General features: G+C 68.9%; 26 protein-coding genes. 8 read left to right on the forward strand and 18 right to left on the reverse strand.

Annotated elements, in window-relative coordinates:
* From BN971_RS21780 to ctaD, 7 genes are all read right to left on the reverse strand, one after another.
* Positions 1-1,137, reverse strand: a 1,137-nt coding sequence (locus BN971_RS21780; protein WP_428978075.1) for a class I SAM-dependent methyltransferase, incomplete at its 3' end; no start/stop codon positions are given.
* Positions 1,095-2,069, reverse strand: a complete 975-nt coding sequence (locus tag BN971_RS21785) for a class I SAM-dependent methyltransferase (protein ID WP_085180668.1) — start codon at positions 2,067-2,069, stop codon at positions 1,095-1,097. The genes BN971_RS21785 and BN971_RS21780, both read right to left, overlap by 43 nt.
* 9 nt (positions 2,070-2,078) lie before the next feature.
* Positions 2,079-2,834 (reverse strand): enoyl-CoA hydratase, encoded by a 756-nt coding sequence (locus BN971_RS21790; RefSeq protein ID WP_090350615.1) that lies wholly within the window; start codon positions 2,832-2,834, stop codon positions 2,079-2,081.
* On the reverse strand, positions 2,831-3,649 hold the full coding sequence (locus tag BN971_RS21795) for an NUDIX hydrolase (RefSeq protein ID WP_085180666.1): 819 nt from the start codon (positions 3,647-3,649) through the stop codon (positions 2,831-2,833). The genes BN971_RS21790 and BN971_RS21795 overlap by 4 nt, the downstream gene beginning before the upstream one ends.
* On the reverse strand, positions 3,636-4,487 hold the full coding sequence (locus BN971_RS21800; protein ID WP_085180665.1) for an ABC transporter ATP-binding protein: 852 nt from the start codon (positions 4,485-4,487) through the stop codon (positions 3,636-3,638). Before BN971_RS21800 ends, BN971_RS21795 begins: the two co-directional genes overlap by 14 nt.
* Positions 4,488-4,631: 144 nt before the next feature.
* On the reverse strand, positions 4,632-5,867 hold the full coding sequence (serB, locus tag BN971_RS21805; RefSeq protein WP_085180664.1) for a phosphoserine phosphatase SerB: 1,236 nt from the start codon (positions 5,865-5,867) through the stop codon (positions 4,632-4,634).
* 15 nt (positions 5,868-5,882) lie between these two features.
* Positions 5,883-7,643, reverse strand: a complete 1,761-nt coding sequence (gene ctaD, locus BN971_RS21810) for an aa3-type cytochrome oxidase subunit I (RefSeq protein WP_085180861.1) — start codon at positions 7,641-7,643, stop codon at positions 5,883-5,885.
* Between the two features lie 166 nt (positions 7,644-7,809).
* Between ctaD and BN971_RS21815 the strand changes: the two genes are divergently transcribed.
* A complete protein-coding gene (locus BN971_RS21815) occupies positions 7,810-8,919 on the forward strand; it encodes an iron-siderophore ABC transporter substrate-binding protein (protein ID WP_085180663.1) in 1,110 nt (369 codons plus the stop codon).
* A 130-nt stretch (positions 8,920-9,049) separates the two neighbouring features.
* The gene (locus BN971_RS21820; protein WP_085180662.1) at positions 9,050-10,090 is read left to right on the forward strand and encodes an NAD(P)-dependent alcohol dehydrogenase; all 1,041 of its coding nucleotides are present in this window, start codon (positions 9,050-9,052) and stop codon (positions 10,088-10,090) included.
* On the opposite strand, the gene BN971_RS21825 is transcribed toward BN971_RS21820, so the two are convergent.
* The 3 genes from BN971_RS21825 to BN971_RS21835 form a co-directional block, all read right to left on the reverse strand.
* A complete protein-coding gene (locus BN971_RS21825; protein WP_245836680.1) occupies positions 10,085-10,516 on the reverse strand; it encodes a DUF3349 domain-containing protein in 432 nt (143 codons plus the stop codon). The genes BN971_RS21820 and BN971_RS21825 overlap by 6 nt on opposite strands.
* Positions 10,517-10,600: 84 nt before the next feature.
* Complete coding sequence (gene nrdF, locus BN971_RS21830; RefSeq protein WP_170322216.1) at positions 10,601-11,575, reverse strand: class 1b ribonucleoside-diphosphate reductase subunit beta; 975 nt, start codon at positions 11,573-11,575, stop codon at positions 10,601-10,603.
* Positions 11,576-11,686: 111 nt separating this feature from the next.
* Positions 11,687-12,241 carry a TetR/AcrR family transcriptional regulator gene (locus BN971_RS21835; RefSeq protein ID WP_085180660.1) on the reverse strand — a complete coding sequence of 185 codons (555 nt, stop codon included), beginning with the start codon at positions 12,239-12,241 and terminating at the stop codon, positions 11,687-11,689.
* A 136-nt stretch (positions 12,242-12,377) separates the two neighbouring features.
* On the opposite strand from BN971_RS21835, the gene BN971_RS21840 reads away from it, so the two are divergent.
* From BN971_RS21840 to BN971_RS21850, 3 genes are read left to right on the forward strand one after another with little or no spacing between them, the layout of a single operon-like run.
* Positions 12,378-13,955 (forward strand): phytoene desaturase family protein, encoded by a 1,578-nt coding sequence (locus BN971_RS21840; protein ID WP_085180659.1) that lies wholly within the window; start codon positions 12,378-12,380, stop codon positions 13,953-13,955.
* Between the two features lie 33 nt (positions 13,956-13,988).
* On the forward strand, positions 13,989-14,435 hold the full coding sequence (locus BN971_RS21845; RefSeq protein WP_085180658.1) for an SRPBCC family protein: 447 nt from the start codon (positions 13,989-13,991) through the stop codon (positions 14,433-14,435).
* On the forward strand, positions 14,419-14,976 hold the full coding sequence (locus BN971_RS21850; protein WP_085180657.1) for a TetR/AcrR family transcriptional regulator: 558 nt from the start codon (positions 14,419-14,421) through the stop codon (positions 14,974-14,976). Before BN971_RS21845 ends, BN971_RS21850 begins: the two co-directional genes overlap by 17 nt.
* On the opposite strand, the gene BN971_RS21855 is transcribed toward BN971_RS21850, so the two are convergent.
* Positions 14,944-16,497, reverse strand: coding sequence for a flavin-containing monooxygenase (locus tag BN971_RS21855; protein WP_085180656.1), 1,554 nt, complete (start codon positions 16,495-16,497; stop codon positions 14,944-14,946). The two genes, BN971_RS21850 and BN971_RS21855, sit on opposite strands and share 33 nt — an antisense overlap.
* 88 nt (positions 16,498-16,585) lie before the next feature.
* Positions 16,586-17,251 carry a TetR/AcrR family transcriptional regulator gene (locus tag BN971_RS21860; RefSeq protein ID WP_245836678.1) on the reverse strand — a complete coding sequence of 222 codons (666 nt, stop codon included), beginning with the start codon at positions 17,249-17,251 and terminating at the stop codon, positions 16,586-16,588.
* Positions 17,252-17,349: 98 nt separating this feature from the next.
* Between BN971_RS21860 and BN971_RS21865 the strand changes: the two genes are divergently transcribed.
* The gene (locus BN971_RS21865) at positions 17,350-18,933 is read left to right on the forward strand and encodes an MFS transporter (protein ID WP_085180655.1); all 1,584 of its coding nucleotides are present in this window, start codon (positions 17,350-17,352) and stop codon (positions 18,931-18,933) included.
* Positions 18,934-18,938: 5 nt separating this feature from the next.
* Here BN971_RS21865 and BN971_RS21870 read toward each other — a convergent pair whose 3' ends face one another.
* The 5 genes from BN971_RS21870 to BN971_RS21895 form a co-directional block, all read right to left on the reverse strand.
* Positions 18,939-19,688, reverse strand: coding sequence for a TetR/AcrR family transcriptional regulator (locus tag BN971_RS21870; RefSeq protein WP_090350616.1), 750 nt, complete (start codon positions 19,686-19,688; stop codon positions 18,939-18,941).
* A gap of 125 nt (positions 19,689-19,813) precedes the next feature.
* On the reverse strand, positions 19,814-21,979 hold the full coding sequence (gene nrdE, locus BN971_RS21875; RefSeq protein ID WP_085180654.1) for a class 1b ribonucleoside-diphosphate reductase subunit alpha: 2,166 nt from the start codon (positions 21,977-21,979) through the stop codon (positions 19,814-19,816).
* The gene (nrdI, locus tag BN971_RS21880; protein WP_169718584.1) at positions 21,949-22,392 is read right to left on the reverse strand and encodes a class Ib ribonucleoside-diphosphate reductase assembly flavoprotein NrdI; all 444 of its coding nucleotides are present in this window, start codon (positions 22,390-22,392) and stop codon (positions 21,949-21,951) included. The genes nrdE and nrdI overlap by 31 nt, the downstream gene beginning before the upstream one ends.
* A 268-nt stretch (positions 22,393-22,660) precedes the next feature.
* Positions 22,661-22,900 carry a redoxin NrdH gene (locus BN971_RS21885; RefSeq protein ID WP_085180652.1) on the reverse strand — a complete coding sequence of 80 codons (240 nt, stop codon included), beginning with the start codon at positions 22,898-22,900 and terminating at the stop codon, positions 22,661-22,663.
* A gap of 433 nt (positions 22,901-23,333) precedes the next feature.
* A complete protein-coding gene (locus BN971_RS21895; protein ID WP_085180651.1) occupies positions 23,334-23,903 on the reverse strand; it encodes an NAD(P)H-dependent oxidoreductase in 570 nt (189 codons plus the stop codon).
* A gap of 88 nt (positions 23,904-23,991) precedes the next feature.
* Here BN971_RS21895 and BN971_RS21900 point away from each other — a divergent pair, with 88 nt between their 5' ends.
* Together BN971_RS21900 and BN971_RS21905 are read left to right on the forward strand one after the other, a co-directional pair.
* On the forward strand, positions 23,992-24,603 hold the full coding sequence (locus BN971_RS21900; protein WP_085180650.1) for a TetR/AcrR family transcriptional regulator: 612 nt from the start codon (positions 23,992-23,994) through the stop codon (positions 24,601-24,603).
* Positions 24,603-25,637 (forward strand): DNA polymerase IV, encoded by a 1,035-nt coding sequence (locus BN971_RS21905; protein ID WP_085180857.1) that lies wholly within the window; start codon positions 24,603-24,605, stop codon positions 25,635-25,637. The genes BN971_RS21900 and BN971_RS21905 overlap by 1 nt, the downstream gene beginning before the upstream one ends.
* Here the strand turns inward: BN971_RS21905 and BN971_RS21910 are convergent.
* Positions 25,572-26,507 (reverse strand): SDR family oxidoreductase, encoded by a 936-nt coding sequence (locus tag BN971_RS21910; RefSeq protein ID WP_085180649.1) that lies wholly within the window; start codon positions 26,505-26,507, stop codon positions 25,572-25,574. The genes BN971_RS21905 and BN971_RS21910 overlap by 66 nt on opposite strands.
* Positions 26,508-26,515: the final 8 nt, after the last annotated feature.

Raw genomic sequence — 26,515 nt, forward strand, 5'->3', positions numbered from 1 at the left:
CAGCCGGCGGCGCAGGGCGTCGGGGTCGACGCGCACACCGCGGACCAGGATCTCCAGCGCCCCGCAGTCCAGCGCCGACAACGCCTGCCGCAGCCTCCGCTCGTCGAACGCCAGCTGCTCGAGCACCTCGAAGCCGCGGACGCCGGGCGGCAACCGATCGCCGGAGAGGTAGGCGATGTCGGGGTCGAGCTGCCACAGGCCGTGCCGGGCCGCGTAGTGGCGCACCAGGCCGGCGCGCACGACTGCGCCGTCGGGGTCGACGATCCACCGCCCCGCCGGCCGCACGGGGCAGTCGTCGGGCTCGGCGTCGGTGATCTGCTCGGCGCGGTCCAGGACGCTGGCGCGGCGCCGGACGCCGGCCGGCGCCCAGCCGGCGGGCCACAGGCACGCCTCCCGCACCGATCCCCGGTATGACGTGATTTCGATCTCGCCGTCGAAGCCGAGTTCGCGTATCCGGGCGAAATCGATTCCGGGAGAGCACTTTACGATCAGGTCCCGGCCGCGATAGACGTCGACGAGGTGGCCCAGGGCCGGCCGGTAGTCGTCGATGTCGAAGCGCCGCCGCCCGCCCTGGCGGCGCGCGGGGTCGACGAGCACCGCGGCGTCGCACGTCACCGGATGCAGGGCGTCGGCCCGGCAGAGGGGGGCGGCCGTCCCGAGGTTGTGCCGCGCCATCGACAGGCGTACCGGGTCGATGTCGCTGCCGACCGCCCGCACGCCCGCACGGCCCAGCGCGGCCAGCTCGGTGCCGATCGAGCAGGTCGCGTCGTGCACCACCAGACCGGCGGCGGCCAGGCGTCTCGCCCGGTGCAACGCCACCGGCGCGGCCGTGGCCTGTTGCAGTGCCTCATCGGTGAACAGCCAGCTCGACACGTTCCCCAGCCCGCCGAGCTTGTCGGCGGCGCGCCGGCGCAGCAGCGTCGTCTCCACCAGCGCCGCGGCCCGCTCACCGAATCGGGATCGGGCGGCGGCGACGTCGGCGATCCGGGTGGCGTCGCTCAGTTCGAGCTCGGCGACCGCCGCCAGCGCCGCGTCGCCCGCTGCCGATCTGAGGTAGGCGACGTCGCCCGCGCCGAAGGCGAACCCCGAGAAGCTCAGGAGGGTTTGACCCCGGTGACCATCACGTTGTAGAACCAGCCCTTCGGCACCACGTGCCGCCACATGTTCGCATCGACCCAGCTCAGGGCCTTCCAGCTGGTGAACGCGAACCGCGCCCAGCCCCAGCCCAGCCGCCCGGGCGGCACCGACGCCTCGAAGGTGCGGATCGGCCAGCCCAGCATCGCGGCGGTCAGCTCCTCGCTCGCGGTCCGCACGTCGACGGCGCCCGCGCGGGTGGCCATCCCCTCCAGGTCTTCCGGGGTGAAGGTGTGCAGGTCGACGATGGCCTCCAGCGCGGCCACGCGCGAGGATTCGTCCAGTTCGGCCTGGGGCCGCCGCCAGCCGCTCAGGCCGGGCAGCCTGGTGACGTTGGTGGCCACCCGCCAGGTCAGCGTGGACAGCGTGCGCGCGTAGACGTCGCCGGCCGACGTCGGCTCACCGGCGAAGACGAACCGGCCGCCGGGCCGCAGCACCCGGATCACCTCGCGCAGCGACAGCTCGACGTCCGGAATGTGGTGCAGCACCGCGTGGCCGACGACCAGGTCGAAGGTGTCGTCGTCGTACGGGATGCCCTCGGCGTCGGCGACGCGGCCGTCGACGTCCAGGCCGAGCGCTTGGCCGTTGCGGGTGGCGACCTTCACCATGCCGGGCGACAGGTCGGTCACCGACCCGCGCCTGGCCACGCCCGACTGGATCAGGTTGAGCAGGAAAAACCCGGTGCCGCAACCCAATTCAAGAGCCCGGTCGTAGGGCAGCTCGCGTTGCACCTCGTCGGGCACGATCGCGTCGAACCGGCCGCGCGCGTAGTCGACGCAGCGCTGGTCGTACGAGATCGACCACTTCTCGTCGTAGGTCTCGGCCTCCCAGTCGTGGTAAAGCACCTGGGCCAGCTTGCTGTCGTGCCGGGCCGCCTCCACCTGCTCCGCGGTGACACGCGGCGCCGGACCGGCGTCCGTCGAACTCGTCGTCATGAGGCGAGCCTAACCGTCGGCGGGATCCGGCTCGCCCGGCCCCGTGGCGAACACCTCGGTGTAGCGGCGCCGTTCGGCCGCCGCCAGATCGGCGGGCCCCAGGTCGAACACGTCGTTGATGCCGGCCTTGGCGGCGGCCAGCGCGGCCGCCGGGCCGTCCAGGAAGCGGCGGGCCCAGGCCGCGGCGGCGTCGTAGACGTCGTCGGGAGCGACCATCTCGTCGATGAGGCCCAGCGCCAGCGCCTCCTCGGCGTCGACGAACCGCCCGCTGAACACCAGCTCCTTGGCCTTGCTCGCCCCGGCCGCGCGGGTCAGGCGCGCCATCCCGCCGCCCCCGGGGATCAGCCCGGCCAGGATCTCGGTGGCGCCGAACTTGGCGTTGTCGCCGCTGACCCGCCAGTCGGCGGCCAGCGCGAGGGTGAGGCCGGCGCCCAGCGCGTACCCGGTGATCGCCGCGACCGTCGGTTTGGGAATGGCGGCGACGGCGTCGACGGCCTGCTGGCGCACCCGCGCCGCCACCCCGGCCTCCGCGGCCGTCAGCGTCCGCAGCTCGGGCAGGTCGTCACCGGCGGAGAAGATTTCCTGCCCGCCGAACACGATCACCGCCGACACGTCGTCGCGGCGGCCCAATTCGTCTGCGGCGGCGACGATCTCGCGGTAGACCTGGCGGGTCATGGCGTTGGTCGGCGGTCGTGAGAGCAGCATCATGGCCAGGCCCGCGTCCCGGGAGCCGTCGCTGACCACGACGCTGACGAACTCGCTCAATGGCGCCATCCCATCCCGCCCGCTTTGCGCGCCTGGTGGTAGCGGTCGGAGTCGAAGAACTCGAAAACCCAGTTGTCGCCCTGGATCTCGAGGTTCGGCTGCACCGTGACGATCTGCCGCTCGACGGCCAGCACGTCGGCGACGGTGCGGCCCGCCAGCGAGTCCAGCTGCGTCCAGGTGGGCGGCAGCAGGAAGCAGCGGCCGGCCGCGAAGTCGTCGATGGCCGCCTGCGGTGTGGTCCAGCCGGCGCTGTCGGATTCGGTGTTCTCCCCGTCGGCGCGCTGGCCCTGCGGCAGCGCCGCGACGAAGAAATAGGTGTCGTAGCGGCGGGTGCGCTCGGCCTCCGGGGTGACCCAGTTGGCCCAGGGCCGCAGCAGATCGGACCGCAGCACCAGGTTCTCGCGGCGCAGGAAGTCGGCGAACGACAGCTCTCCGCGGGCCAGGGCGTGCCGGGATTCCCGGTACACCGAGGCGTCGCCGACGATGCCGTCGGGATCATCGGCGGGCCCGGCGAACAGCACCCCGGACTCCTCGAAGGTCTCGCGGGCGGCGGCGCATACCAGCGCCTCGGCGAGGTCGGGCTCGATGCCGAACCGCTGCGCCCACCAGTCCGGCGCCGGGCCCGCCCATGCGATATCCGCATTGCGGTCGCGGTCGTCGACGCCGCCGCCGGGGAACACCATGGTTCCCGCGGCGAAGTGCATCTTCGCGTGCCGGCGCATCAGGAACACGGCGATACCGTCCGCGGTGTCGCGGAGAAGCATCACCGTGGCGGCGGGCCGGGGAACGAGGGGTTGGTCGTCAGATGCGGTCATGGGCCCTCCGGTGGGCGGCGCGGGTGCGAACACGACGGGCGAAATAGCGCCCGTCGACGACTTCGAGGCCGATCGACTGGCCGAACGCGACGGACAGATTCTCGGCGGTCAGCACGTCGGGCAGCAGACCCGCCGCCACCACCTGGCCCTCCGAGAGCAGCATGCAGTGGCTGAAGCCGGGCGGTATCTCCTCGACGTGGTGGGTGACCAGCACCAGCGCGGGCGCGTCGGGGTCGGCGGCCAGGTCGGTCAGCCGGGCCACCAGCTCCTCGCGGCCGCCGAGGTCGAGGCCGGCGGCCGGTTCGTCGAGCAGCAGCAGCTCGGGGTCGGTCATCAGCGCGCGGGCGATCAGGACCCGCTTGCGCTCCCCTTCGGACAGGGTGCCGTAGGTGCGGTCCGCGAGGTGTTCGGCGCCCAGGCTCTCCAGCATGTCCACGGCCCGCCGGTAGTCGATCTCCTCGTAGCGTTCCCGCCACCGGCCCAGCACGGCGTAGCCCGCCGAGACGACGAGGTCGCGCACCAGCTCGTCGTCGGGCACCCGCTGCGCCAGCGCCGACGAGCTCAGCCCGATCCGCGCCCGCAGCTCCGACACGTCGACCCGGCCCAGCCGCTCCCCCAGCACCCACGCCACCCCCGACGAGGGGTGCTCGGCCGCCGCGGCGATCCGCAGCAGCGACGTCTTGCCGGCCCCGTTGGGGCCCACGATCACCCAGCGTTCGTCGAGCTCGACGGCCCAGTCCAGCGGCCCCACCAGAACGCGCCCGCCGCGGCTCAGCGTCACGTCGCGCATGTCGATCAGCAGATCGGGGTCGCCTGACGCGCTTCCGTTTTCGGGCACCCGACCATCGTGCCGTACCGCGGCACCCCAAGACGTGCCGGGTCGAACCACCCCGGCGCGGCGGTCACCCGGCCCACCGCGAGCAGACGCAGAATCGCATCGAAATCGCAGATTTTGTGCGATTCTGCGTCTTCTCGGCCGGGCCTAGTCGGGCGGGATCTCCACCCGGCGGACCTCGCCGTCGACCGCGTCGGCGGCCTCGATCTCCCCGCGGGTGACCCCCAGCAGAAACAGCACCGTGTCCAGATAGGGGTGGCTCAACGACGCGTCGGCGACCTCGCGCAACGCCGGCTTGGCGTTGAACGCCACACCCAGCCCGGCGGCGGCCAGCATGTCGATGTCGTTGGCGCCGTCGCCGACGGCGACGGTCTGCGCCATCGGCACCCCGGCCTGCTGCGCGAACCCGCGCAGGGCCTCGGCCTTGCCGGCCCGGTCGACGATGGGCCCGACGACCCGGCCGGTGAGCGTCCCGTCGACGATCTCCAGCTCGTTGGCCGCGACGAAGTCCAGCATCAGCTCCTCGGCCAGCGGCTCGATGATCTGGCGGAACCCGCCCGACACCACGCCGCAGTAATACCCCAGCCGGCGCAACGTCCGCAGCGTGGTGCGGGCACCGGGCATCAGCTCCAGCTGGGCGGCGACCTCGTCGATCACCGTGGCGGGCAGGCCCTCGAGGGTGGCCACCCGCTGCCGCAGCGACTGCGCGAAATCCAGTTCGCCGCGCATCGCGGCCTCGGTGATCGCGGCGACGGATCCCTCGGCGCCGGCGCGCGCCGCCAACATCTCGATGACCTCACCCTGCACCAGCGTGGAGTCGACGTCGAACACCACCAGCCGCTTGGCCCGCCGTTCCAGGCTGTACTCCTCGACGGCCACGTCGACGCGTTCGTGCGACGAGACGCGGTTCAGGGCGGTCCGCAGCGCGGCTTCGGCGCCCTCGGGCGCCGACACCCGCAGTTCCAGGCCGGTGACGGGGTAGTCGGAGACCCCGCGGATGAGGTCGATGTTGACGCCCAGGGCCGCCAGCTCTCGGGCCACCGCGCTGAACGCCCCGGCGGTGATCGGCCTGCCCAGCACGAAGATGGTGTGCGTCGACGGATCGCGGATGATCGGCACGTCGTCGCTGCGCTCGATGCTGACCTCGAGACCCAGGGTGCGGATGGCGGATTCGACGTCCTCGCGCAGGTCGGGCTTGTCCGCGACGTCGGGCGGGCAGCAGACCAGCACGCCCAGCGTCAGCCGTCGACGGATCACCACCTGCTCGACGTTGAGCAGGTCGACACCGTACCGGGAAAGCACCTCGAACAGCGCCGACGTCACGCCCGGCTGGTCCACGCCGGTGACGGTGATCAACACCGACACCTTGGGCGGGGCGCTCACCCGGAGCTGCCGCCGCTACTGATCACTGGTCGCGCGGTCGGCCTCGGTCCTGGGGCCGAATCCCTTCGGCGACTCCAGGGCGGTGGCGTGGCGGCCGACATGGGCCTCGGCGCGCATCCGTTCGACCATGTGCGGGTAGTGCAGCTCGAAAGCCGGCCGCTCCGAACGGATCCGGGGCAGCTCGGTGAAGTTGTGCCGCGGCGGCGGGCAGCTGGTCGCCCACTCCAGGGAGTTGCCGTAGCCCCACGGGTCGTCGACCGTGACGACCTCGCCGTACCGCCAGCTCTTGAACACGTTCCACACGAACGGGAACATCGACGCGCCGAGGATGAAGGCGCCGATGGTGGAGACGACGTTGTAGGGCTGGAAGCCGTCGGTGGGCAGGTAGTCCGCGTAGCGGCGGGGCATGCCCATGTCGCCCAACCAGTGCTGCACCAGGAACGTGGTGTGGAAGCCGATGAAGGTGAGCCAGAAGTGCAGCTTGCCCAGCCGCTCGTCGAGCAGGCGTCCCGTCATCTTCGGGAACCAGAAGTACACGCCGGCGAAGGTGGCGAAGACGATCGTGCCGAACAGGACGTAGTGGAAGTGCGCCACGACGAAGTAGGTGTCGGTCACGTGGAAGTCCAACGGCGGGCTGGCCAGCAGCACACCGGTCAGGCCGCCCAGCAGGAACGTCACCAGGAAGCCCACCGAGAACAACATGGGGGTCTCGAAGGTCAACTGCCCCTTCCACATGGTGCCGATCCAGTTGAAGAACTTGATCCCGGTCGGCACCGCGATCAAGTAGGTCATGAACGAGAAGAACGGCAGCAGAACGGCTCCCGTGGCGAACATGTGGTGCGCCCACACCGCCACCGACAGCGCGGCGATCGACAGCGTCGCGTAGACCAGCGTGGTGTAGCCGAAGATCGGCTTGCGGGCGAACACCGGGAAGATCTCGGTGACGATGCCGAAGAACGGCAGCGCGATGATGTACACCTCGGGATGGCCGAAGAACCAGAACAGGTGCTGCCACAACAGAACTCCGCCGTTGGAGGCGTCGTAGACGTGGGCGCCCAGGTGCCGGTCGGCGGCCAGCCCGAACAGCGCGGCGGTCAGCAGCGGGAAGGCGATCAGGATCAGGATCGACGTCACCAGGATGTTCCAGGTGAAGATCGGCATCCGGAACATGGTCATGCCGGGCGCGCGCATGCAGATCACCGTGGTGATCATGTTGACCGCGCCCAGGATGGTGCCCAGACCGGCGACGGCCAGGCCCATGATCCACAGGTCACCGCCCGAGCCGGGCGAATGGATGGCGTCGCTCAACGGGGTGTAGGCGGTCCAGCCGAACTCCGCGGCGCCCCCGGGCGTGATGAAACCGGCCATGCCGATGGTCGCCCCGAACAGGAACAGCCAGTAGGAGAAGGCGTTGAGCCGCGGGAACGCCACGTCGGGCGCGCCGATCTGCAGCGGCAGCACCAGGTTGGCGAACCCGAACACCACCGGGGTGGCATAGAAGAGCAGCATGATCGTGCCGTGCATGGTGAACAGCTGGTTGTACTGCTCGTTCGACAGGAACTGCAGGCCCGGCGCGGCCAGCTCCGTGCGCATCAGCAGGGCCAGCAGGCCGCCGACGAAGAAGAACACGAAGGTCGTGACCGTGTACATGATGCCGATCATCTTGTGATCGGTTGTGGTTACGAGCTTGTAGACGAGGTTGCCCTTGGGGCCCGTGCGGGCCGGATACGGACGGGTGGCCTCGAGTACTTGCGACGGGGGCGCTTCGGCTGTCAACAGCTCCTCCAAATATCCGTCCCGGACAGTCTCATTGAGCAAGCTTAACCTCCGATCTCGCGCAGGGCAGGCCTGGTCCTACAAACCGTCGTAATTGCGCCGCGCGGGCCCGACGGGCCGTCCCGCACGGGGCCGTTGCGGGCGCCCGGATGTTAGCGTCGGGCTCGTGCTCTCCGGCCGTATCCGAACCGCGCGGCTGTTCCCCGCCGCCCTGCTGGCCGCGGTGGTCCTGCTTAGCGGCGCCTGCGGCTCCGGGCAGGGCGTCAAGGCGTCGAGCCGATCGCTGGCGACACCCACCACCCAGATCGCCGGGGCCGGCGTGCTGGGCAACGATCGGCGCCCGGACGACTCCTGCGCCCGGGATGCCGCCGCGCCCGACCCGGGGCCGCCGACCCGCCAGGCCCACAATGCGGCGGGTGTGAGTCCCGAGGTCGTGCAGGTGCCGGCGGAACCGCAGCGCATCGTTGTGCTCGCGGCCGGCCAGCTCGACGGGCTGTGCGCGCTGGGCCTGCAGTCGCGGGTGGTCGCCGCCGCCGTGCCCGACGGCTCCGCCGCCCAGCCGTCGTATCTGGGTGGCGCGGTGTCCCGCCTGCCGGGCGCGGGCAGCTGGACGAAACCCGATCTCAACCGCATCGCGGCGGCTCACCCCGACCTGATCCTGGGCTCCCAGGCGTCGACCCCCACGCTCTACCAGCAACTTTCCGCGATCGCCCCCACGGTGTTCACGGCGGCGCCCGGCGCGGCGTGGGAGGACGACCTGCGCGGCGTCGGCGCCGCCACCGCCCGCGGCGCCGCGGTCGAGGCGCTCATCACCGCCTTCGAGCAGCGTGCCGGCCAGATCGGTGCGTCGCACGACGCGGCGCACTTCCAGGCGTCCATCGTCCAGCTGACCACCACCAGCGTCCGGGTCTATGGGGCCGACAACTTCCCCGCCAGCGTGCTGCACGCCGCCGGGGTGGACCGGCCGGCGTCGCAGCGCTTCACCGACAAGCCCTACATCGAGATTTCCGCCACCGACGCCGACCTCGACAGGAACCCGGACCGGACGGACTTGTCGGCCGCCGACGCCGACGTCGTCTACGTGTCGTGCGCCTCACCGGCCGCCGCCGAGCGAGCCGCCACCATCCTGGACAGCGACGCCTGGCGCAGGTTATCCGCGAACCGCGACAACCGCGTCTACGTCGTCAACGACGAGATATGGCAAACCGGCGAGGGCCCGGTCGCGGCCCGCGGGATCCTCGACGACCTGCGCCTGCTCAACGCCCCGATCAACTAGCAGCCGCCCAACGGGCCGGCAGCGCCAGTCAATAGGCTGGCAGTCGGCCAGCCGCCCCAATTGGCCCAAGACCGTTACCTTAGCTAAACTTTCTGGCGACGCGACCAGACATCAAAGAGGACTGTTCACCATGAGCACTGTTTCGGCCTATGCCGCCACGTCGGCCACCGAGCCGCTGACCAAGACCACCATCGAGCGGCGCGAGCCGGGCCGGCGCGACGTCGCGATCGACATCAAGTTCGCCGGGATCTGCCACTCCGACATCCACACCGTGAAAGCCGAATGGGGACAACCGAATTACCCCATTGTCCCCGGCCACGAGATCGCCGGCGTGGTCAGCGCCGTCGGCTCCGAGGTCACCAAGTACAGCGTCGGCGACCACGTCGGCGTGGGCTGCATGGTCAACTCCTGCGGCCAGTGCAGCAGCTGTACCGCCGGGCTCGAGCAGTACTGCAAGCGGGGCGCGACCTTCACCTACAACTCCACCGATAAGGACGGCACGCCGACGCAGGGCGGCTACAGCCAGGCCATCGTCGTGAACGAGAACTTCGTGGTCCGCATCCCGGACTCACTTCCGCTGGACAAGGCGGCGCCCCTGTTGTGCGCTGGGATCACCCTGTTTTCGCCCCTGCGGCACTGGAAGGCCGGCGAGGGGACCCGGCTGGCGATCATCGGCCTGGGCGGTCTGGGGCACATGGGCGTCAAGCTGGGTGCGGCGATGGGCGCCGAGGTGAGCGTCCTGTCCCAGTCGCTGAAGAAGATGGAGGACGGGCTTCGGCTGGGCGCGAGCAACTACTACGCGACGTCCGACCCCGCCACCTTCAAGAAGCTGCGCGGCAGCTTCGACCTCATCCTGAACACGGTGTCGGCCAACCTGCAGCTCGGCGACTACCTGAACCTGCTCGACGTCGACGGCACGATGGTCGAACTGGGCATCCCCGAACACCCCATGCCGGTACCCGCCTTCGCGCTGGCGCTGGCACGGCGCAGCCTGTCCGGGTCCAACATCGGCGGCATCGCCGAAACCCAGGAGATGCTGGACTTCTGCGCCGCGCGCGACGTGACACCCGAGATCGAGCTCATCGAGCCGGACTACATCAACGAGGCCTACGAGCGGGTGCTGGCCAGCGACGTGCGCTACCGCTTCGTGATCGACATCTCGAAGCTATGAGGCGACCGCTGAGGTCTCTTCGGGCCCACAGTGCCGGGCGACCATCTCGGCCGACTCCGCTTGCTCGTCGTCGGGCACGACCTCGCTGACATCGATCCCGGCCAGCGGCCACCCGGCGGCGGCCAGCGTCGCTGCCACCCGGATGACGTTTTCCTTGCCGGCGTCGAACTGGGTCATGTCCGAGATGAATTCGGCGATCTCGTCGCGGTCGATCGGGTGGTCGACCGTCTCCGGAGACCCTTCGACCGCGGTGATGTGGCGCACCACTTCGCGGATCTGGTCTTCGGTCAGCGGTGTGCTGCGCAGCAGGGCCATCAGCGGCACGCGGTCGGGTCCGGGAACGCCGTTCGGGTAGCCGACCTGCAGCCACCGGATCACTGAGCGGCAGAAGTGGTGGCGGTGATCCTCGTGAGGGGTATTTGTCACGCCATCAGTGTCACGTCAGCGCCGTCACCGGCGCTACCGCGGCGTCGCCCGATCCGGACAATTCATGCTGCGTTCACGCTTCGATCAGAAGTCCCAGTCCTCGTCCTCGGTGACGACGGCCTTGCCGATCACGTAGCTCGACCCCGAGCCGGAGAAAAAGTCGTGGTTCTCGTCGGCGTTGGGTGACAGGGCGGACAGGATGGCCGGATTCACGTCGGTCTCGTCGCGCGGGAACAGCGCCTCGTAGCCCAGGTTCATCAGCGCCTTGTTGGCGTTGTAGCGTAGGAACTTCTTGACGTCCTCGGTCAGCCCGACCTCGTCGTACAAGTCCTGGGTGTATTCCACCTCGTTGTCATAGAGCTCGAAGAGCAGCTCGTAGGTGTAGTCCTTCAGCTCGGCGCGCTTGGCGTCGTCGACCAGGGCCAGGCCGCGCTGGAACTTGTAGCCGATGTAGTAGCCGTGCACGGCCTCGTCGCGGATGATCAGCCGGATCATGTCGGCGGTGTTGGTCAGCTTGGCCCGGCTCGACCAGTACATCGGCAGGTAGAAGCCGGAGTAGAACAGGAAGCTCTCCAGCAGCGTGGAGGCCACCTTGCGCTTGAGCGGCTCGTCGCCCTTGTAGTACTGCATGACGATCTCGGCCTTGCGCTGCAGGTTGGGGTTCTCCTCCGACCAGCGGAATGCGTCGTCGATCTCGGCCGTCGAGCACAGCGTGGAGAAGATCGAGCTGTAGCTCTTGGCGTGCACCGACTCCATGAACGCGATGTTGGTGTAGACGGCCTCCTCGTGCGGGGTCAGCGCGTCGGGAATCAGGCTGACCGCCCCGACGGTGCCCTGGATCGTGTCCAGCAGCGTCAGCCCGGTGAACACCCGCATGGTCAGCTGCTTCTCGGCTGCGGTCAGCGTTCCCCAGGACGGCAGGTCGTTGGACACCGGCACCTTCTCGGGCAGCCAGAAATTGCCGGTCAGCCGGTCCCACACCTCGGCGTCTTTCTCGTCCTGCAAACGGTTCCAGTTGATCGCCGAGACGCGGTCGATCAGCTTCATGTTCTCGCTCACCAGAACCCCTCTTCACCTGACGGTTTGCCTGCGGCACTTAGGCCTCAAACAGTACCCCTGGGGTCCGACAAGCCGGTGCAACACAAGATGTTGTGTCTGCGTGTCGTGCGATCAGTCCAGCCCGGCCTGGCGCAGGGCGTGCGTGAGCCCGTCCTCCAGGGCCCGAAGCGCGATGTCGGTCAGCCGGCTCAGCTCGTCGACGTCCTCGCCGCCCGTGCCCATCCACGCCTCCAGGGACGCGAACACCGCGGTCGCCAGGCTCTGCGCGGCGACGTCGGCGATCATCGCGCCGTCGGCGGTGGGCGCCGACCGCTCGTGGATGAAGCGCCGGATCTCGTCGGCGACCTGATCGCGCATCCGCCGGATGTGGCTGGTGATGATGTCCTGGTCGAGGTCGCGCGAGCGGATCGTCGCGGCCTCCTGCACCATCCGGAAGTCAAACGGGAACGCGTCCACCGCTTTGCGCACCGACTGGGCGACGGGCTCGCCGTGCGGGCGCATCGCCAAAGCGCGGGCGAACCATTCGAAGCCGATGTCGTAGTCGGCGAAGATCACCGCGTGCTTGGACGGGAAATGCCGGTAGAAGGTCCGCTCGGTGACCCCGACGTCGGCGGCGATGTCGGCGACGGAGGTCTGGTGCACGCCGTCGGCCACGAACCGCTTCATGGCCGCCTGCTGTAGCGCCTGTCGCGTGCGCCGGCTCCGGGACTCCACCCACCCAGCAGACACCAAATGTCACCGTTGACGCAAATATGTCAGATGTGACATTGTGCGTTGGGTCCCGGCTAACAAAGGAGTCAGCATGGCGGACTACGACGCGATCGTCATCGGGGCGGGCCACAACGGCCTGGTCGCCGCCAACGTGTTGGCCAAGAACGGCGCGAAAGTGCTTGTCCTGGAACGGGCCAACTTTCTCGGCGGCATGGCGGCCACCCGCGAGCTCTTCGACGGATACAAGCACAGCGTCGGCGCCTGGGCCGTGCTGATCTGGCGCCAGGAGATGACCGAGCGCCTGGAGCTGGCCAAGTGGGGCTTCGAGCTGATGAACCAGTGGACGTCGACGTGCACCTTCGGCGACCCGGCCGACACGCCGTTCGTGATGTACAACGACCTCGAACGCATGGCGCGCCACCTGCTCGACGACCACGGGGCCGACACGGCGGCGTCCCTCGGTGGCCTGTTCGCCCACATCGGCCGCTTCGCACCGTATTTCGTCGACTCGGCGTTCGGCCCCCCGCTGGACATCATCGAGGTGATCGCCGCGCAGCCCACGCCCGAGGACCGGCACGACTTCGCCCAGATGTGGTACGGCAGCACGATGGACACCGTCCGCCGCTTCTTCGCGCCGGATCAGGCCCGCTGCATCCAGGGCTCGATGGCCGCGATGTCGATCGACGCGTTCGACGGCGGCCCCTGGACGCCCGGCTCGCACGCCTCGACGCTGTATCACTATCTGATCGGCGGTGGCAACGTCGAATACATCATGCCGCGGGGCGGCATCGGCTCGTTGAGCGCCGCGCTGTGCCGCCGCGCCGAAGCGCTTGGGGCCGAGGTGCAACTGAAGCACCACGTCAAGGAGATCCTGGTGACCGACGGGCGCGCCACCGGCGTCCAACTCCGCGACGGCACAACGATTTCGGCCGACGCCGTGCTGTCGTCGCTGGATCCGTACACCACCTTCGTGAATCTGGCCGGCGCGCAGCACTTTGCGCCCGATTACATCCGCAAGATCAAAGAGATCAACTTCAACCTCGGATACATCCAGGCGCACTTGACCATTGACCAGGCCCCCCAGTGGATCGAGCGGCTGCAGCCCTACATGCACGACAACGGGCAGTGGTGTCCCACCGTCGCCTATGCGCCGTCGCCGGAATACATCAGCGACGCCTGGGAGCAGTACCGCAAGGGGCAGCTTCCCGACGCCCCGCCCACCTATCTGTACATCCCCAGCATGGTCGACTCGTCGCTGGCGCCCGAGGGCAAGCACAGCGCAACGATTTTCACGCCCTACTTCCCCACCGGGCTGGACGCCGACGAGAACCGCAGCTGGAAGGAGCACTACGCCGACACCTGCGTGCGGATCTTCGACGCGCACGCGCCCGGCTTCGCCGACTCCATCACCAACCGCGTGGTGTTCTCCAACCGCTACTTCGGCAGCACGTTCAGCGCGCACGCCGGTGACTATTCGCACGGCCTGCTGCAGCCCAACCAGCTGTGGACGGGGCGCGTGGTCGAGGGCGAGGACAAGTTCGCCACACCGGTCGACGGGCTCTACCTGTGCGGCCAATGCACCCATCCGGGTCCCGGGGTCACCGGCATCCCCGGGTGGAACGGCGCCGAGGCGGCCCTGCAACATCTGAACGCGCGCGTCCGGGGCTAGGCAGAGCACGCGCCGCGATGTACCATTTGGTACATGATTACCGAAGACAGCGTCGTGATCGACGCGCCGCCGCAGCTGGTGTGGGAGGTCTTCAGCGACGTCGAGCGCTGGCGCGAGTGGACCGCCTCGGTGACGTCGCTGACCGGGTTGGACGGTCCCGGGCTGGCCGTCGGTAAGCGGTTCGCGATCAAGCAGCCGGGCATGCAGAAGCTGACCTGGACGGTCTGCGAGATCGACCCCGGCGCGTCCTGGACCTGGGTGCAGCGCTCCCCCGGCGCGACCACCACCGCTCGCCATGACGTGATCGCCCAATCGGACGGCCGAACGTTGGTCAAACAGCGGCTCGACCAACGCGGCCCGTTGGGCGCACTGGTCGCCCGCCTGATGCTCAAGAAGACAAAGCGATTCCTCGACATGGAGGCCCGTGGACTCAAGGCGCGCTCAGAGCAGCTCAGCCGCGCCGATGACGCGCGCTCCTGACTCGCAACGGCGCAGGCAGCTGCTCGATGCGCTGATCGAGGAGTTCGCCACCGGCGGGATCGGTGACCGCTCGCTGCGCGACGTCGCGGCCGCCGTCGGGACCAGCCATCGAATGTTGCTGCACCACTTCGGGTCTCGAGAGGATCTGCTGGTGGCGATCGTCGAGGAGGTCGAGCGCCGCCAGATGGGGCTCCTGACCGAGCTGCCCACGAACCCGGCGGCCGCGTTCGCCGCGATGTGGGCCGACCTCCGCCGGCGCGAGCTGCGCAACGTCGAACGCCTGTTTTTCGAGTGCTACGCCCGGGCGGCCCAGGGCGAGAAGCCTTTTGACCGCATGGTTCCCGGCGCGGTCGACGGCTGGCTCGAGGCCGTGGCCGCCGCCGACGGCCACGCCGACCCCGCGATGGCCCGGCTCGGGCTGGCCGTCACCCGGGGCCTGCTGCTGGATCTGGTGGCCACCGACGACGACGCCGGCGTGGACGCCGCCGCCCGGGCTTTCGCCGACCTGTTAGGCGGTCGCCGCCCGGGCCTTGAGGCGTGAGCCCGCGCCCACGCCAAAGAACCGGTACTCCTCCGGTTTGACCGAGCGCGTCGCCCGCCAGTACTGCCAGGTGTAGCCGCCCCACAACACGGTGTTTTTGCCGTGCTCGTCCAGATACCAGCTGCTGCAGCCGCCGCTGTTCCACACCGAGTGCGAAAGCTGTTCCTGCAGCGCGTCGTTGAACCGGTCCTGTGCGGCGCGGGTGGGGGCCAGCGCCTGCGCGCCCATCTTGTCGCACTTGGCGATCGCGTCGGCGACGTAGTGGATCTGGGACTCGATCATGAACACCACGGAGTTGTGCCCCAGCCCGGTGTTGGGGCCCAGCAGGAAGAACAGGTTGGGCACGTCGGCGACGGTGATGCCGCGATGCGCGCCGATGCCCTCGCGGTTCCATCGGTCCACCAGGTCCTCACCGTGCAGCCCCTTGATCTGGACGTAGGTGTAGGAGTCGGTGACGTGAAAACCGGTGCCGTAGACGATCACGTCCACCTTGTGCTCGGTGCCGTCGGCGGTGACGATCCCGTCGGGGGTGATCCGGGTGATGCGATCGGTGATCAGCTTGGTCTTGGGGTTCGCGACGGCCGGGTAGTACGTGGAGGAGTTCAGGATTCGCTTGCAGCCCAACCGATAATGCGGCGTCAGCTTGCGGCGCAGCTCGCGGTCCTTGATCGAGCGCCGGATGTTGTACTTCGCGTAGCCCTCGATGAACCGCAGCATGTCCGGGCGCTTGGTCATCCCGAAGGCCAGGGCCTCCTGCGCCCAGTAGATGCCCAGCCGCACCGCCGCGCGCAGCCCGGGCACATTCTCCATCGCGCGCCGGATCGGTGCGGGGATTTCGGGGTTGGACCGCGGCACGACCCACGCCGGGGTGCGCTGGTAGAGCTGGAGTTCGGCGACCCGCCCGACGATCTCGGGCACGATCTGGATCGCGCTGGCCCCGGTGCCGATCACGGCGACCCGCTTGCCGGTCAGGTCGACGCTGTGGTCCCACTCCGCGGAATGGAAAGCGGGACCGCGAAATTCGTCGCGACCCTCGATGTCGGGCAGGGCCGGGATGTGCAGCGCGCCGGCGCCGGAGATCAGGAATTGCCCGACGTACTCGCGGCCGTCACTGGTGAAGACGTGCCAGCGGTACTCGTCCTCGTCCCAGTGCGCGCGATCCACGTGGGAGCCGAACTCGATGTAGCGGCGCAGCCCGTATTTCTCGGTGACGCCCTGCAGGTAGTCCCAGATCTCGGGTTGGTAGGAAAACGGGTTCTTCCAGTCCGGCTTGGGCTCGAAGGAGAAGGAGTACAGGTGCGAGGGGATGTCGCAGGCGCATCCGGGATAGCTGTTGTCGCGCCAGGTGCCGCCGATGTCGTCGGCCTTCTCCAGGATGATGAAGTCCACGCCCTGCTGCTGCAGCCTGATGGCCATCCCGAGGCCGGAGAAGCCGGTGCCGATGATGATGGCCCGGGTGCGCACGGGGCGGTGGGCTTGAGTCGCCGGCCCCGGTTCGGTGGAGGCTTCGGCAATGGTCATTCTGCGATCCTTCCTGGGAACGCCGGTACCGCATACTTCGTGGGTCCCAGTCTGTCCGGCCCCGTTGGGGCTGTCAACGCGGCACTGGTCACCGCGCCTCGGTGAGCAGGGCGATGGATCGGCGCAGCTGCTGCTCGGGTGGCGCCGGCGGCAGCGGCCGCTCCGGATGGGTGCGGAACGCGTCGATCATCAACGCGGCGAAGCGGCGCCACGCGTCGGGGGCCGAGGCGCCGGTGGCGCGCAGCACGCCGGCGTTGGCCAGCAGCATCACGACGATGTCCCCGGCCACCACGTCGTTGCGCAGCGCGCCGTCCCGCTGCGCCCGGGCGATCAGGGTTCTCACCTTCTCGACCGCCTCGTTCGTGCGCTGCTCCACGGCGCTGCTGGCGGGAAACGCCGTCGTCAACAGGTCGCGCAGGCCGGCATCGGCCGCCTGCATCTCGCAGAGTTCGAGCACCAGGCCGCAGAAACCCTCCCAGGCGTCGGGATGGGCCAGCGCCCGATCCACCGCCCGGGTGTAGCGGGAGATGTTGCGCTCGAACGCGGCCGCCGCCAGGTCGGCGCGGGTCGGGAAGCGCCGGTAGAGCGTGGCCACGCCCACCCCGGCGCGCCCGGCGATCTCCTCCAGCGGCACCGACAGCCCGCGCTCGGCGAACAGCTCGGCGGCGGCGGACAGGATCCGGTCGCGGTTGAGTTGGGCGTCGGCGCGAAGTGGCCTGGATCCCTCTGTGCGCGGCGTTGCGCGTGAAATCACAGGTCGAGCATACCGGTTCAACTGGAGGTTGACCTCCACTTGTGCCTATCGTCGAAGAGGTAAGTGGTAACCACCCTCCACATAGGAACGGAGCACACATGTCGGTCGCCGTGACCGCCCCGCAATCGACGGGTTTGCGACAGCACCCCCCGCCCACCCACCGCGGGCTTCGGAGCAACCCCTGGTGGACGCTGGCCGCCGCCTGCATCGGCGTGATCATGGTCGGTCTGGACGCGTCGGTCGTGGCCATCGCCAATCCGCGGATCGCCGTCGACCTGCACGCGTCGCTGTCGGACCTGCAATGGATCACCGACGCGTACATGCTGGCGCTGGCGTCGCTGCTCATCTTCGGCGGGAAGCTCGCCGACCGGTTCGGTCGGCGCCTGGCGTTCTTCGTCGGCGTCATCGGGTTCGCGGTCACGTCCGTCGGCATCGGCCTGGTCGGGACCGTGGGCGGCGTCATCGGGCTGCGCGCGTTGCAGGGCGTGTTCGGGGCGCTGCTGATGCCGAGCACGCTGGCGCTGGTCCGCGCCGCCTTTCCGCGCGAGAAGCTCAACGCCGCCATCGGGATCTGGGGCGGCGCGTCGGGCGTGTCGATCGCGGCGGGGCCGATCGTCGGCGGGCTGCTCGTCGAGCACGTCAACTGGCAATCGGTGTTCTACATCAACGCCCCGATCGCGGCCCTGGCCCTGCTGGTCGGCGGGTTCGCCGTCGCCGAGAGCCGCAGCGGGGGCGGCCGAAGCCTCGACGTCCCGGGAACCGCGACCCTGTCCGGCGGCTTGTTCCTGGTCGTCTTCGGCCTGATCAAGGCGCAGACCTGGGGCTGGCTGGCGGGCCGCACGCTCGGGCTGCTGCTGGCCGGCCTGGCGGCGGTGGCGGTGTTCGTGCTCATCGAGCTGCGCGCGGCCGAGCCGCTGCTGCCGATGCGACTGTTCGCCAACCGGCCGCTGTCGATCGGCACCGCGGTGGTGGTGATCGACTTCTTCGCGCTGTTCGGCGCGGTGTTCTTCCTGTCGCTGTACCTGCAGAACGTCCTGGGTTTCAGCCCGGTCGAGACCGGTGTGCGCACGCTGCCGCTGAGCCTGACGCTGATGGTCACCGCCCCGCTCAGCGGATTGTTGACCGAGAGGTTCGGGCCGCGGCCGTCGATGGTCCTGGGCCTGGCCGCCGTCGCGCTCGCGCTGTTCTCGCTGGCCTTCCTGCGCACCGACTCGGGCTACGGGGCGCTCTGGCCGGGATTCGTGTTGCTGGGCGCGGGCATCGGGCTGGTCCTGACCGCCAGTTCGGACGCCATCATGGGCAATGCCGGCGACGACGACGCCGGGGTGGCCGGTGGGTTGCAGAGCACGGCCATCCAGCTGGGCGGCGTGCTCGGCACGACCATCCTGGGGTCGGTGCTGTCCAGCCGTGTCGGTTCGGTGCTGGTCGATGAGTTGACCGGCGCGGGGATCCCGCGCCCGGTGGCCGCGAAGCTCAGCGGCACCAAAGAGCTTGTGGCCCAGGGCTTCAGCCCCACTCCCCCGGGGACGCCGGCGCCGATCGCGCACGCCGTCGCGCACGGCAGCCACGAGGCGTTCATGGTCGGGCTGCACGCCTCGATGGGCGTCGCCGCCGCCGCAGCCGCCGTCGGGGCGGTGCTGGCGGTGTTCGCCGGACGCGACAACGGCACCGGCACGTCCTAGCGGCGTCAGCCGGCCGCGGAGTTGAGCGGAACCGCGCTGTGGATCGGCTGGTCGGGATCCATCGCGATGCCGAGCGCCTCGGCGGTGCCGACGATGACGCCCATCATGATCGTGGTCAGGTGCGCGACGAACCGCTCGCGCGGCATGCGGCGCGGGCTGTCGGGATCGGGGCCCAGCCACCACTCGGTGGCCGACGCCGCCGACCCGAACGCCGCATGCCCCGCGAGTTCGAAGGCGGCGTGGTCGAGCTCCATCTCCCGCAGCTCGTTGTCGAACATGTCGGCCATCGCCAGCGTGATGCCGCGGCCCTCGTTGAGGATCTGAACGGTCGACTGCGGGGTGGCCGACGAGCGGCTCTGGATGAAGACCCGCAGCACGTTGGGGTGCTGGTCGACCAGGGTGACGTACTCGTCGACGCTGCGCCGGACGATCTCACGGGCCGAGTCGTTCTTGAGGTCGATCGACTGGAAGATCGCCGCCCAGAACATGTCGCGCAACCGTTCGCCGATCGCCTGGAACAGGTCGGACTTGTCCTGGAAGTGGCGGTAGATCTTGGGCTTGGCGGTGCCGGCCTCCTCGGCGATCTCGCGCACGCTCAACTCGGGTCCGAGCCGGTCGATGGCGCGGAACGCCGCGTCGACGATGTCGCCGCGGACCTTCTTGCGGTGTTCGCGCCAGCGCTCGCTGCGCGCGTCCACCTTCACCCCGGGCTTGACGCCGGGCTGGGGCAAGGAAGGTCGAGGCATTCTGACCACGTCAAGCACCATACCGCGTAGCGCCGCTGACCTGGGCAGACCGGCCGGCCGAGCACCCGCCGAGTGTGCCTCTCACGCCGCGACACGCCGCGAAGCCGTCGCGAGATTCGCTCGCGCGGGGGCTGTCAGAGCATGCAGGAGACGCAGCCCTCGACCTCGGTGCCCTCGAGTGCCAGCTGGCGCAGCCGGATGTAGTACAGCGTCTTGATTCCCTTGCGCCAGGCGTAGATCTGCGCCTTGTTCACGTCGCGGGTGGTGGCGGTGTCCTTGAAGAACAGCGTCAGGCTCAACCCCTGGTCCACGTGCTGGGTGGCCGCGGCGTAGGTGTCGATGATCTTCTCGTAGCCGATCTCGTAGGCGTCCTGGTAGTACTCCAGGTTCTCGTTGGTCATGTAGGGCGCCGGGTAGTAGACCCGGCCGATCTTGCCCTCCTTGCGGATCTCGACCTTGGACACGATCGGGTGGATCGACGACGTCGAGTGGTTGATGTAGGAGATCGACCCGGTCGGCGGGACCGCCTGCAGGTTCTGGTTGTAGATGCCGTGCGTCTGCACCGACTCCTTGAGCCGTTGCCAGTCGTCCTGGGTGGGGATGCGGATCCCGGCGTCGGCGAAGATCTGGCGCACCTTCTCGGTCGTTGGCTCCCACGCCTGCTCGGTGTACTTGTCGAAGAACTCCCCCGAGGCGTACTTGGACTTCTCGAAGCCCTTGAAGCGCGCACCGCGTTCGATGGCGATCCGGTTCGACGCCCGCAGGGCGTGATAGAGCACCGTGTAGAAGTAGATGTTGGTGAAGTCCACGCCCTCTTCCGAGCCGTAGAAGATGTGCTCGCGGGCCAGGTACCCGTGCAGGTTCATCTGCCCGAGCCCGATCGCGTGAGATTCGTTGTTGCCCTTCTCGATCGAGGGCACCGAGGTGATGTGCGTCTGGTCGCTGACGGCGGTCAGACCCCGGATGGCCACCTCGATCGTCTGGGCGAAGTCCGGCGAGTCCATCGTCTTGGCGATGTTCAGCGACCCCAGGTTGCACGAAATGTCCTTACCCACTTCGGCGTACGACAGGTCCTCGTTGAACAGCGACGGCGTGGACACCTGCAGGATCTCCGAGCACAGGTTCGAGTGGGTGATCTTGCCGTCGATCGGGTTGGCCCGGTTCACGGTGTCCTCGTACATGATGTACGGGTATCCGGACTCGAACTGCAGCTCGGCCAGCGTCTGGAAGAACTCGCGCGCCTTGATCTTGGTCTTGCGGATACGCGCGTCGTCGACCATCTCGTAGTACTTCTCCGTCACCGAGATGTCGGCGAAAGGCAGGCCGTAGACGCGTTCCACGTCGTAGGGCGAGAACAGGTACATGTCCTCGTTCTTCTTGGCCAGCTCGAAGGTGATGTCGGGGATCACGACGCCGAGGCTCAGCGTCTTGATGCGGATCTTCTCGTCGGCGTTCTCCCGCTTGGTGTCCAGGAAGCGGTAGATGTCGGGGTGGTGGGCGTGCAGGTACACCGCGCCGGCGCCCTGCCGCGCGCCCAGCTGGTTGGCGTAGGAGAACGAGTCCTCCAGCAGCTTCATGATCGGGATGACGCCCGAGGACTGGTTCTCGATGTTCTTGATCGGGGCGCCATGCTCGCGAATGTTGCTCAGCAGCAACGCGACTCCGCCGCCGCGTTTGGACAGCTGCAGCGCGGAGTTGATCGATCGCCCGATCGACTCCATGTTGTCCTCGATGCGCAGCAAAAAGCAGCTCACCGGTTCGCCCCGCTGCTTCTTGCCCGAGTTCAGGAACGTGGGAGTGGCCGGCTGGAAGCGACCGTCGATGATCTCGTCGACCAGCTTCTCGGCGAGCCCGGTGTCACCGGCCGCCAGCGTCAGCGCGACCATGCACACCCGGTCCTCGAACCGCTCCAGATAGCGCTTGCCGTCGAAGGTCTTCAGCGTGTAGGAGGTGTAGTACTTGAACGCGCCGAGGAACGTCGGGAACCGGAACTTCTTGGCGTAGGCGCGGTCCAGCAGCGACTTGACGAAGTTGCGCGAGTACTGGTCCAAAACCTCGCGCTCGTAATAGTTTTCGCGGATCAGGTAGTCGAGCTTCTCGTCCTGGTTGTGGAAGAAGACGGTGTTCTGATTGACGTGCTGCAAGAAGTACTCGCGCGCCGCGAGCACGTCCTTGTCGAACTGAATCTTGCCGTCGGCGTCATACAGATTCAGCATGGCGTTGAGAGCGTGGTAGTCCGTCTCCCCCGGCAGCGCGTGAGCGCCGGACGTTACAGGCTCTGCAGCGACGGTTGGTGGCACGTCTGTTCCTTCCAGAAGTCAGCAAGCCCGGCGCGGACGGTTTCGACGTCGTCCGGGGTTCCCATCAGTTCGAAGCGATAAAGGTATGGAACGCCGCATTTGCGGGAGATGACGTCGCCCGCGTAGGCGAATTCGGGGCCGAAGTTGTTGTTCCCGGCGGCGATGACGCCACGGATCAACGACCGGTTGTTTTCGTCATTCAAGAAGGCGACGACCTGCTTGGGGACGTAGCCGCCGGCGTTGAGGTCCGGGGTGGCCCGGCCACCGCCATAGGTGGGCAGGATCAGCACGTACGGCTGGTCAACCTCGATGCGGCCGTGCAGCGGTATCCGCGTGGCGGGAAGACCCAGCTTCTGCACGAAGCGGTGGGTGTTCTCCGACACGCTGGAGAAGTAGACCAGTGGCGATCGCAAGCGCGGCTCCGCCGGGCGAAGCGGGTCGCCACTCATCCCAATCAGTGGCGATCGCAAGCGCGGCTCCGCCGGGCGAAGCGGGTCGCCACTCATCCCAATCAGTGGCGATCGCAAGCGCGGCTCCGCCGGGCGAAGCGGGTCGCCACTCATCCCAATCAGTGGCGATCGCAAGCGCGGCTCCGCCGGGCGAAGCGGGTCGCCACTCATCCCAGTCAGGTTGCGCCCACCGATGTTCATGGGACCGCAACTCCTCGCTCTGTCGTCCGCCTCAGGCGCTCAGCGCCGACCCGGCGAGCGCCTTGATGCGGTCCGGCCGGAAGCCCGACCAGTGGTCATTGCCGGCCACCACGACCGGCGCCTGCAGGTAGCCGAGCGCCATCACGTAGTCCCGCGCCTCGGAGTCCAGCGTGATGTCCACGGTCGCGTAGGGGATGCCCTGCTTGTCCAGAGCCTTGTAGGTGGCGTTGCACTGGACGCAGGCCGGCTTGGTGTACACGGTGATGCTCATCGAATGCCGCTCCTTTGCGGAAAGTGGGACGTACGGACTGGCAACTAGCTGGATACTGCGTCTTCGCGATGTTCAGCGGTCCGGTAAGCCCCCGGATTCCCGTCGTGCGGCTGCCGGCCCGAAGGACCTGGCGACACCGACTCGGGGAGATTTCACCAGGCCGTCGTGGCTTGACGAAGGGGGGGCCTGCCGGTGCTCGAAACACTACACCTAGTGGCTGACAAGATCGGCAGATACAACATGTTCGGAATAACAATTTTGAAACTCCCTGGTCGCGCGCCGTGTCTCGAGGACTTTCCGACACCCGCCCCGGCGTGTCGCAGGTCACAACCAGCCGGAGGGGCGCCAACGCCCATCGGTATAGCACCGGGCACCGACAAGTCCGCAAGCGGACGCCGCGACGCCGGCCGCCAGCAAAGGCCCCGGCGCAGGGTCAGCTCACCTCGGCGGCCAGCTTGCCCACCACGTCGCGAACGTTCTGCACGAGCTCGTCGTGCTCGGCGGGCGCCTTGCCCTCCAGCGAGGCGAAGGGCAGCGAGAGCTTCAGCTCCTCGACCACCCGGGCGCCGGCGATGCCGAACGACTTGCGGGTCTCGTCGTGCGCCCAGACCCCGCCGTAGCGGCCGAATCCTCCCCCGATGACCGCCAGCGGCTTGCCCTTGAGCGCACCATGACCGAACGGGCGGGACAGCCAGTCGATCGCGTTCTTGATCACCGCCGGGATGCTGCCGTTGTATTCGGGCGTCACAACCAGAGCCGCGTCTGCCGCGGCCGCCGCCGCCCGCAGGGCGGTGACCGGAGCAGGCTCCGGGACGTCGCCGCCCATGGCGGGGTCGAGATCCTCGTTGTAGAACGGCACCTCGCCCAACCCCTCGAAAACCTCCACCGTGACCCCGGCCGGGGCGACCGCCGCGGCCAATTCGGCGATCTGCCGGTTGATCGACGCGGCCCGCAGGCTCCCTACTAACGCCAAGATCGTGACGGCGGCCTTGTCCTCTGACATGGTCGATCCCCTTCTCGTTGTCGGTCCTGTCCTGGCACGAACTGGACTAGGGTCCGTTTTTATTCCTGCCGCGGCTAGAGTACGGGTTGTGAGCGGAGCCGAGCGGTCGGGCGACCTGCCGCTGTACCCGCGAGCGGATCGGCCCGAGCGGGGCGACGCGGCACGCAACCGCGCACTCCTGTTGCGGGCGGCGCGCAAGCTGGTCGCCGAGCGCGGGGCCGACGCGGTGACCATGGACGACGTGGCGGCGGCCGCCGGGGTCGGCAAGGGCACGGTGTTCCGCCGGTTCGGCAGCCGGGCCGGCCTGATGATGGTGCTGCTCGACGAGGACGAGCGGGTCAGCCAGCAGGCGTTTCTGTTCGGCCCCCCACCGCTCGGCCCGGGGGCTCCGCCGCTGGACCGGCTGATCGCGTTCGGCCGGGAGCGGGTCTGCTTCGTCCACGCCCACCACGCGCTGCTGTCGGCGGCCAACGGCGATCCGCACAACCGCTACAACGCCCCGGCCATGGTGCAGCGCACCCACGTGCGGGTGTTGCTGCGGGAGGCGCACAGCACCGGCGACCTCGAGGCCCAGACCCAGGCGCTGGTGGCCCTGCTCGACGTGGATTACGTCGAGCACCAGCTCAACGAGGGCGGTCACACCCTGCACACCCTGGGCGACGCGTGGGAAAGCGTGGCGCGCAAATTGTGCGGTCGCTGATGGACCCCGACTGGGTGCTGCACGTCGACCTCGACCAGTTTCTCGCCTCGGTGGAGTTGCGCCGCCATCCCGAACTGGCGGGTCTGCCGGTCATCGTCGGTGGCAGCGGCAATCCCGCCGAGCCGCGCAAGGTCGTCACCTGCGCGTCGTATGAGGCACGGGAATTCGGGGTGCACGCAGGCATGCCGTTGCGGACCGCGGCCCGCCGCTGCCCGGACGCGACGTTCCTGCCGTCGGATCCCGCGGCGTACGACGAGGCGTCGGCACAGGTGATGGGATTGCTGCGCGACCTGGGCTATCCGGTCGAAGTCTGGGGCTGGGACGAGGCCTATGTCGCGGTGACATCCGAAAACCCGGTCGCGGCGGCGGAACAAATCCGCGCGGTCGTCGAGTCGCAGACCGGGCTGTCCTGCTCGGTGGGCATTAGCGACAACAAGCAACGCGCCAAGGTGGCCACCGGATTCGCCAAGCCGGCCGGCGTCTTTGCGCTCACCGACGCCAACTGGATGGCGCTGATGGCCGACCGTCCGGTCGACGCGCTGTGGGGGGTGGGTCCGAAGACGGCGAAAAAGCTTGCCGCGCTGGACATCACCACCGTAGGGGAGCTGGCCACCGCCGATGCCGAGCTGTTGACGTCGGCGTTCGGCCCGCGCACCGGCCTGTGGTTGCTGCTGCTCGCCAAGGGCGGCGGCGACACCGGCGTCAGCGCCGAGCCCTGGGTCCCGCGCTCGCGCAGCCACGTCGTCACCTTTCCCCGGGACCTGACCGAGCGGGCCGAAATGGATTCCGCGGTAATGGGATTGGCGCAGCAGGCGCTGGACGAGGTGGTGGCCGCCGGGCGCATCGTCACCCGGGTGGCGGTGACCGTGCGAACCGCGACGTTCTACACGCGCACGAAAATTCGGAAGCTGGATGCGCCCACCACCGACCGCGACACCATCACCGCCGCGGCCCTGCGGGTGCTGGACCTATTCGACCTCGACCGCCCGGTCCGGCTGCTCGGGGTGCGCCTCGAGCTGTCCATGCCCGGTTGAGGGCACCGGGGCGGGCCGCAGCGCGCGCGTGAAGATCACGTTCACCTGGCGCATCGCCACGCTGTAGGGCCACCAGGCCAGCCGCTTGAAGGCGTACAGCGCCCGGATGTCCGCGGAGGTGTAGATGAGGTAGCGGTTCTTGGCGACGCCGGCCAGGATCTTCTCGGCCGCCCTCTCCGGCGACACCGCGTGGCCCGTGAAGCGGTTGACCCAGCGGGCTACCCGCGGGTCTTCGCGGTCGACGCCCGCGATCTCGACGGTGTTGACCAGCGGGGTGTTGACCGCGCCGGGCACCACCAGCGAGACACCGATGCGGTGGCGGGCCAGGTCGAAGCGCAGCACCTCGGACACGCCGCGCAGCCCGAATTTGCTGGCGCTGTAGGCGGCATGCCAGGGCAGCGCGACCAGCCCGGCCGCCGAGGACACGTTGACCAGATGCCCGCCGCGGCGGGCCGCGACCATCGGCGGCACGAACGTCTCGATGACGTGGATCGGACCCATCAGGTTGATCGCGACCATCTTGCTCCACTGCTCGTGGGTCAGCCGGTCGACGGTGCCCCAGGCCGACACGCCGGCGATGTTGAGCACCACGTCCATGCTCGGGTGGCGGGCGTGGACATCGGCGGCGAACGCCGCCACCTGCCCGTAGTCGGCGATGTCGAGGGCGCGGTGCTCCGGCACCGCGGCGCCCAGCGCGCGGGCGTCGGCAACGGTGAGCTCCAGGCCGTCGGCGTTGCGGTCGGTCAGATAGAGCTCGGCCCCCTCGGCGGCCAGCCGCAGGGCCGTGGCGCGGCCGATGCCGCTCGCCGCGCCGGTCACCAGGCACCGCTTACCCGCGAAGTACCGCCCTCCGGAAATCCTGCGCGCCATGGCCGCGA

The sequence above is a fragment of the Mycobacterium bohemicum DSM 44277 genome (assembly GCF_001053185.1).
Taxonomy (GTDB): Bacteria; Actinomycetota; Actinomycetes; order Mycobacteriales; family Mycobacteriaceae; genus Mycobacterium; species Mycobacterium bohemicum.

Excerpts from the sequence above, each read along its gene's own strand:
- BN971_RS21895 (WP_085180651.1), bottom strand. The coding sequence starts at position 23,903 with ATGTCAGAGGACAAGGCCGCCGTCACGATCTTGGCGTTAGTAGGGAGC.
- BN971_RS21865 (WP_085180655.1), top strand. The coding sequence starts at position 17,350 with ATGTCGGTCGCCGTGACCGCCCCGCAATCGACGGGTTTGCGACAGCAC.
- BN971_RS21835 (WP_085180660.1), bottom strand. The coding sequence starts at position 12,241 with ATGAAGCGGTTCGTGGCCGACGGCGTGCACCAGACCTCCGTCGCCGAC.
- BN971_RS21910 (WP_085180649.1), bottom strand. The coding sequence starts at position 26,507 with ATGGCGCGCAGGATTTCCGGAGGGCGGTACTTCGCGGGTAAGCGGTGC.
- BN971_RS21905 (WP_085180857.1), top strand. The coding sequence starts at position 24,603 with ATGGACCCCGACTGGGTGCTGCACGTCGACCTCGACCAGTTTCTCGCC.
- BN971_RS21845 (WP_085180658.1), top strand. The coding sequence starts at position 13,989 with ATGATTACCGAAGACAGCGTCGTGATCGACGCGCCGCCGCAGCTGGTG.
- BN971_RS21795 (WP_085180666.1), bottom strand. The coding sequence starts at position 3,649 with ATGACCGCATCTGACGACCAACCCCTCGTTCCCCGGCCCGCCGCCACG.
- BN971_RS21820 (WP_085180662.1), top strand. The coding sequence starts at position 9,050 with ATGAGCACTGTTTCGGCCTATGCCGCCACGTCGGCCACCGAGCCGCTG.
- BN971_RS21885 (WP_085180652.1), bottom strand. The coding sequence starts at position 22,900 with ATGAGCATCACCGTGTACACCAAGCCGGCCTGCGTCCAGTGCAACGCC.
- BN971_RS21850 (WP_085180657.1), top strand. The coding sequence starts at position 14,419 with ATGACGCGCGCTCCTGACTCGCAACGGCGCAGGCAGCTGCTCGATGCG.
- BN971_RS21785 (WP_085180668.1), bottom strand. The coding sequence starts at position 2,069 with ATGACGACGAGTTCGACGGACGCCGGTCCGGCGCCGCGTGTCACCGCG.
- BN971_RS21855 (WP_085180656.1), bottom strand. The coding sequence starts at position 16,497 with ATGACCATTGCCGAAGCCTCCACCGAACCGGGGCCGGCGACTCAAGCC.
- BN971_RS21840 (WP_085180659.1), top strand. The coding sequence starts at position 12,378 with ATGGCGGACTACGACGCGATCGTCATCGGGGCGGGCCACAACGGCCTG.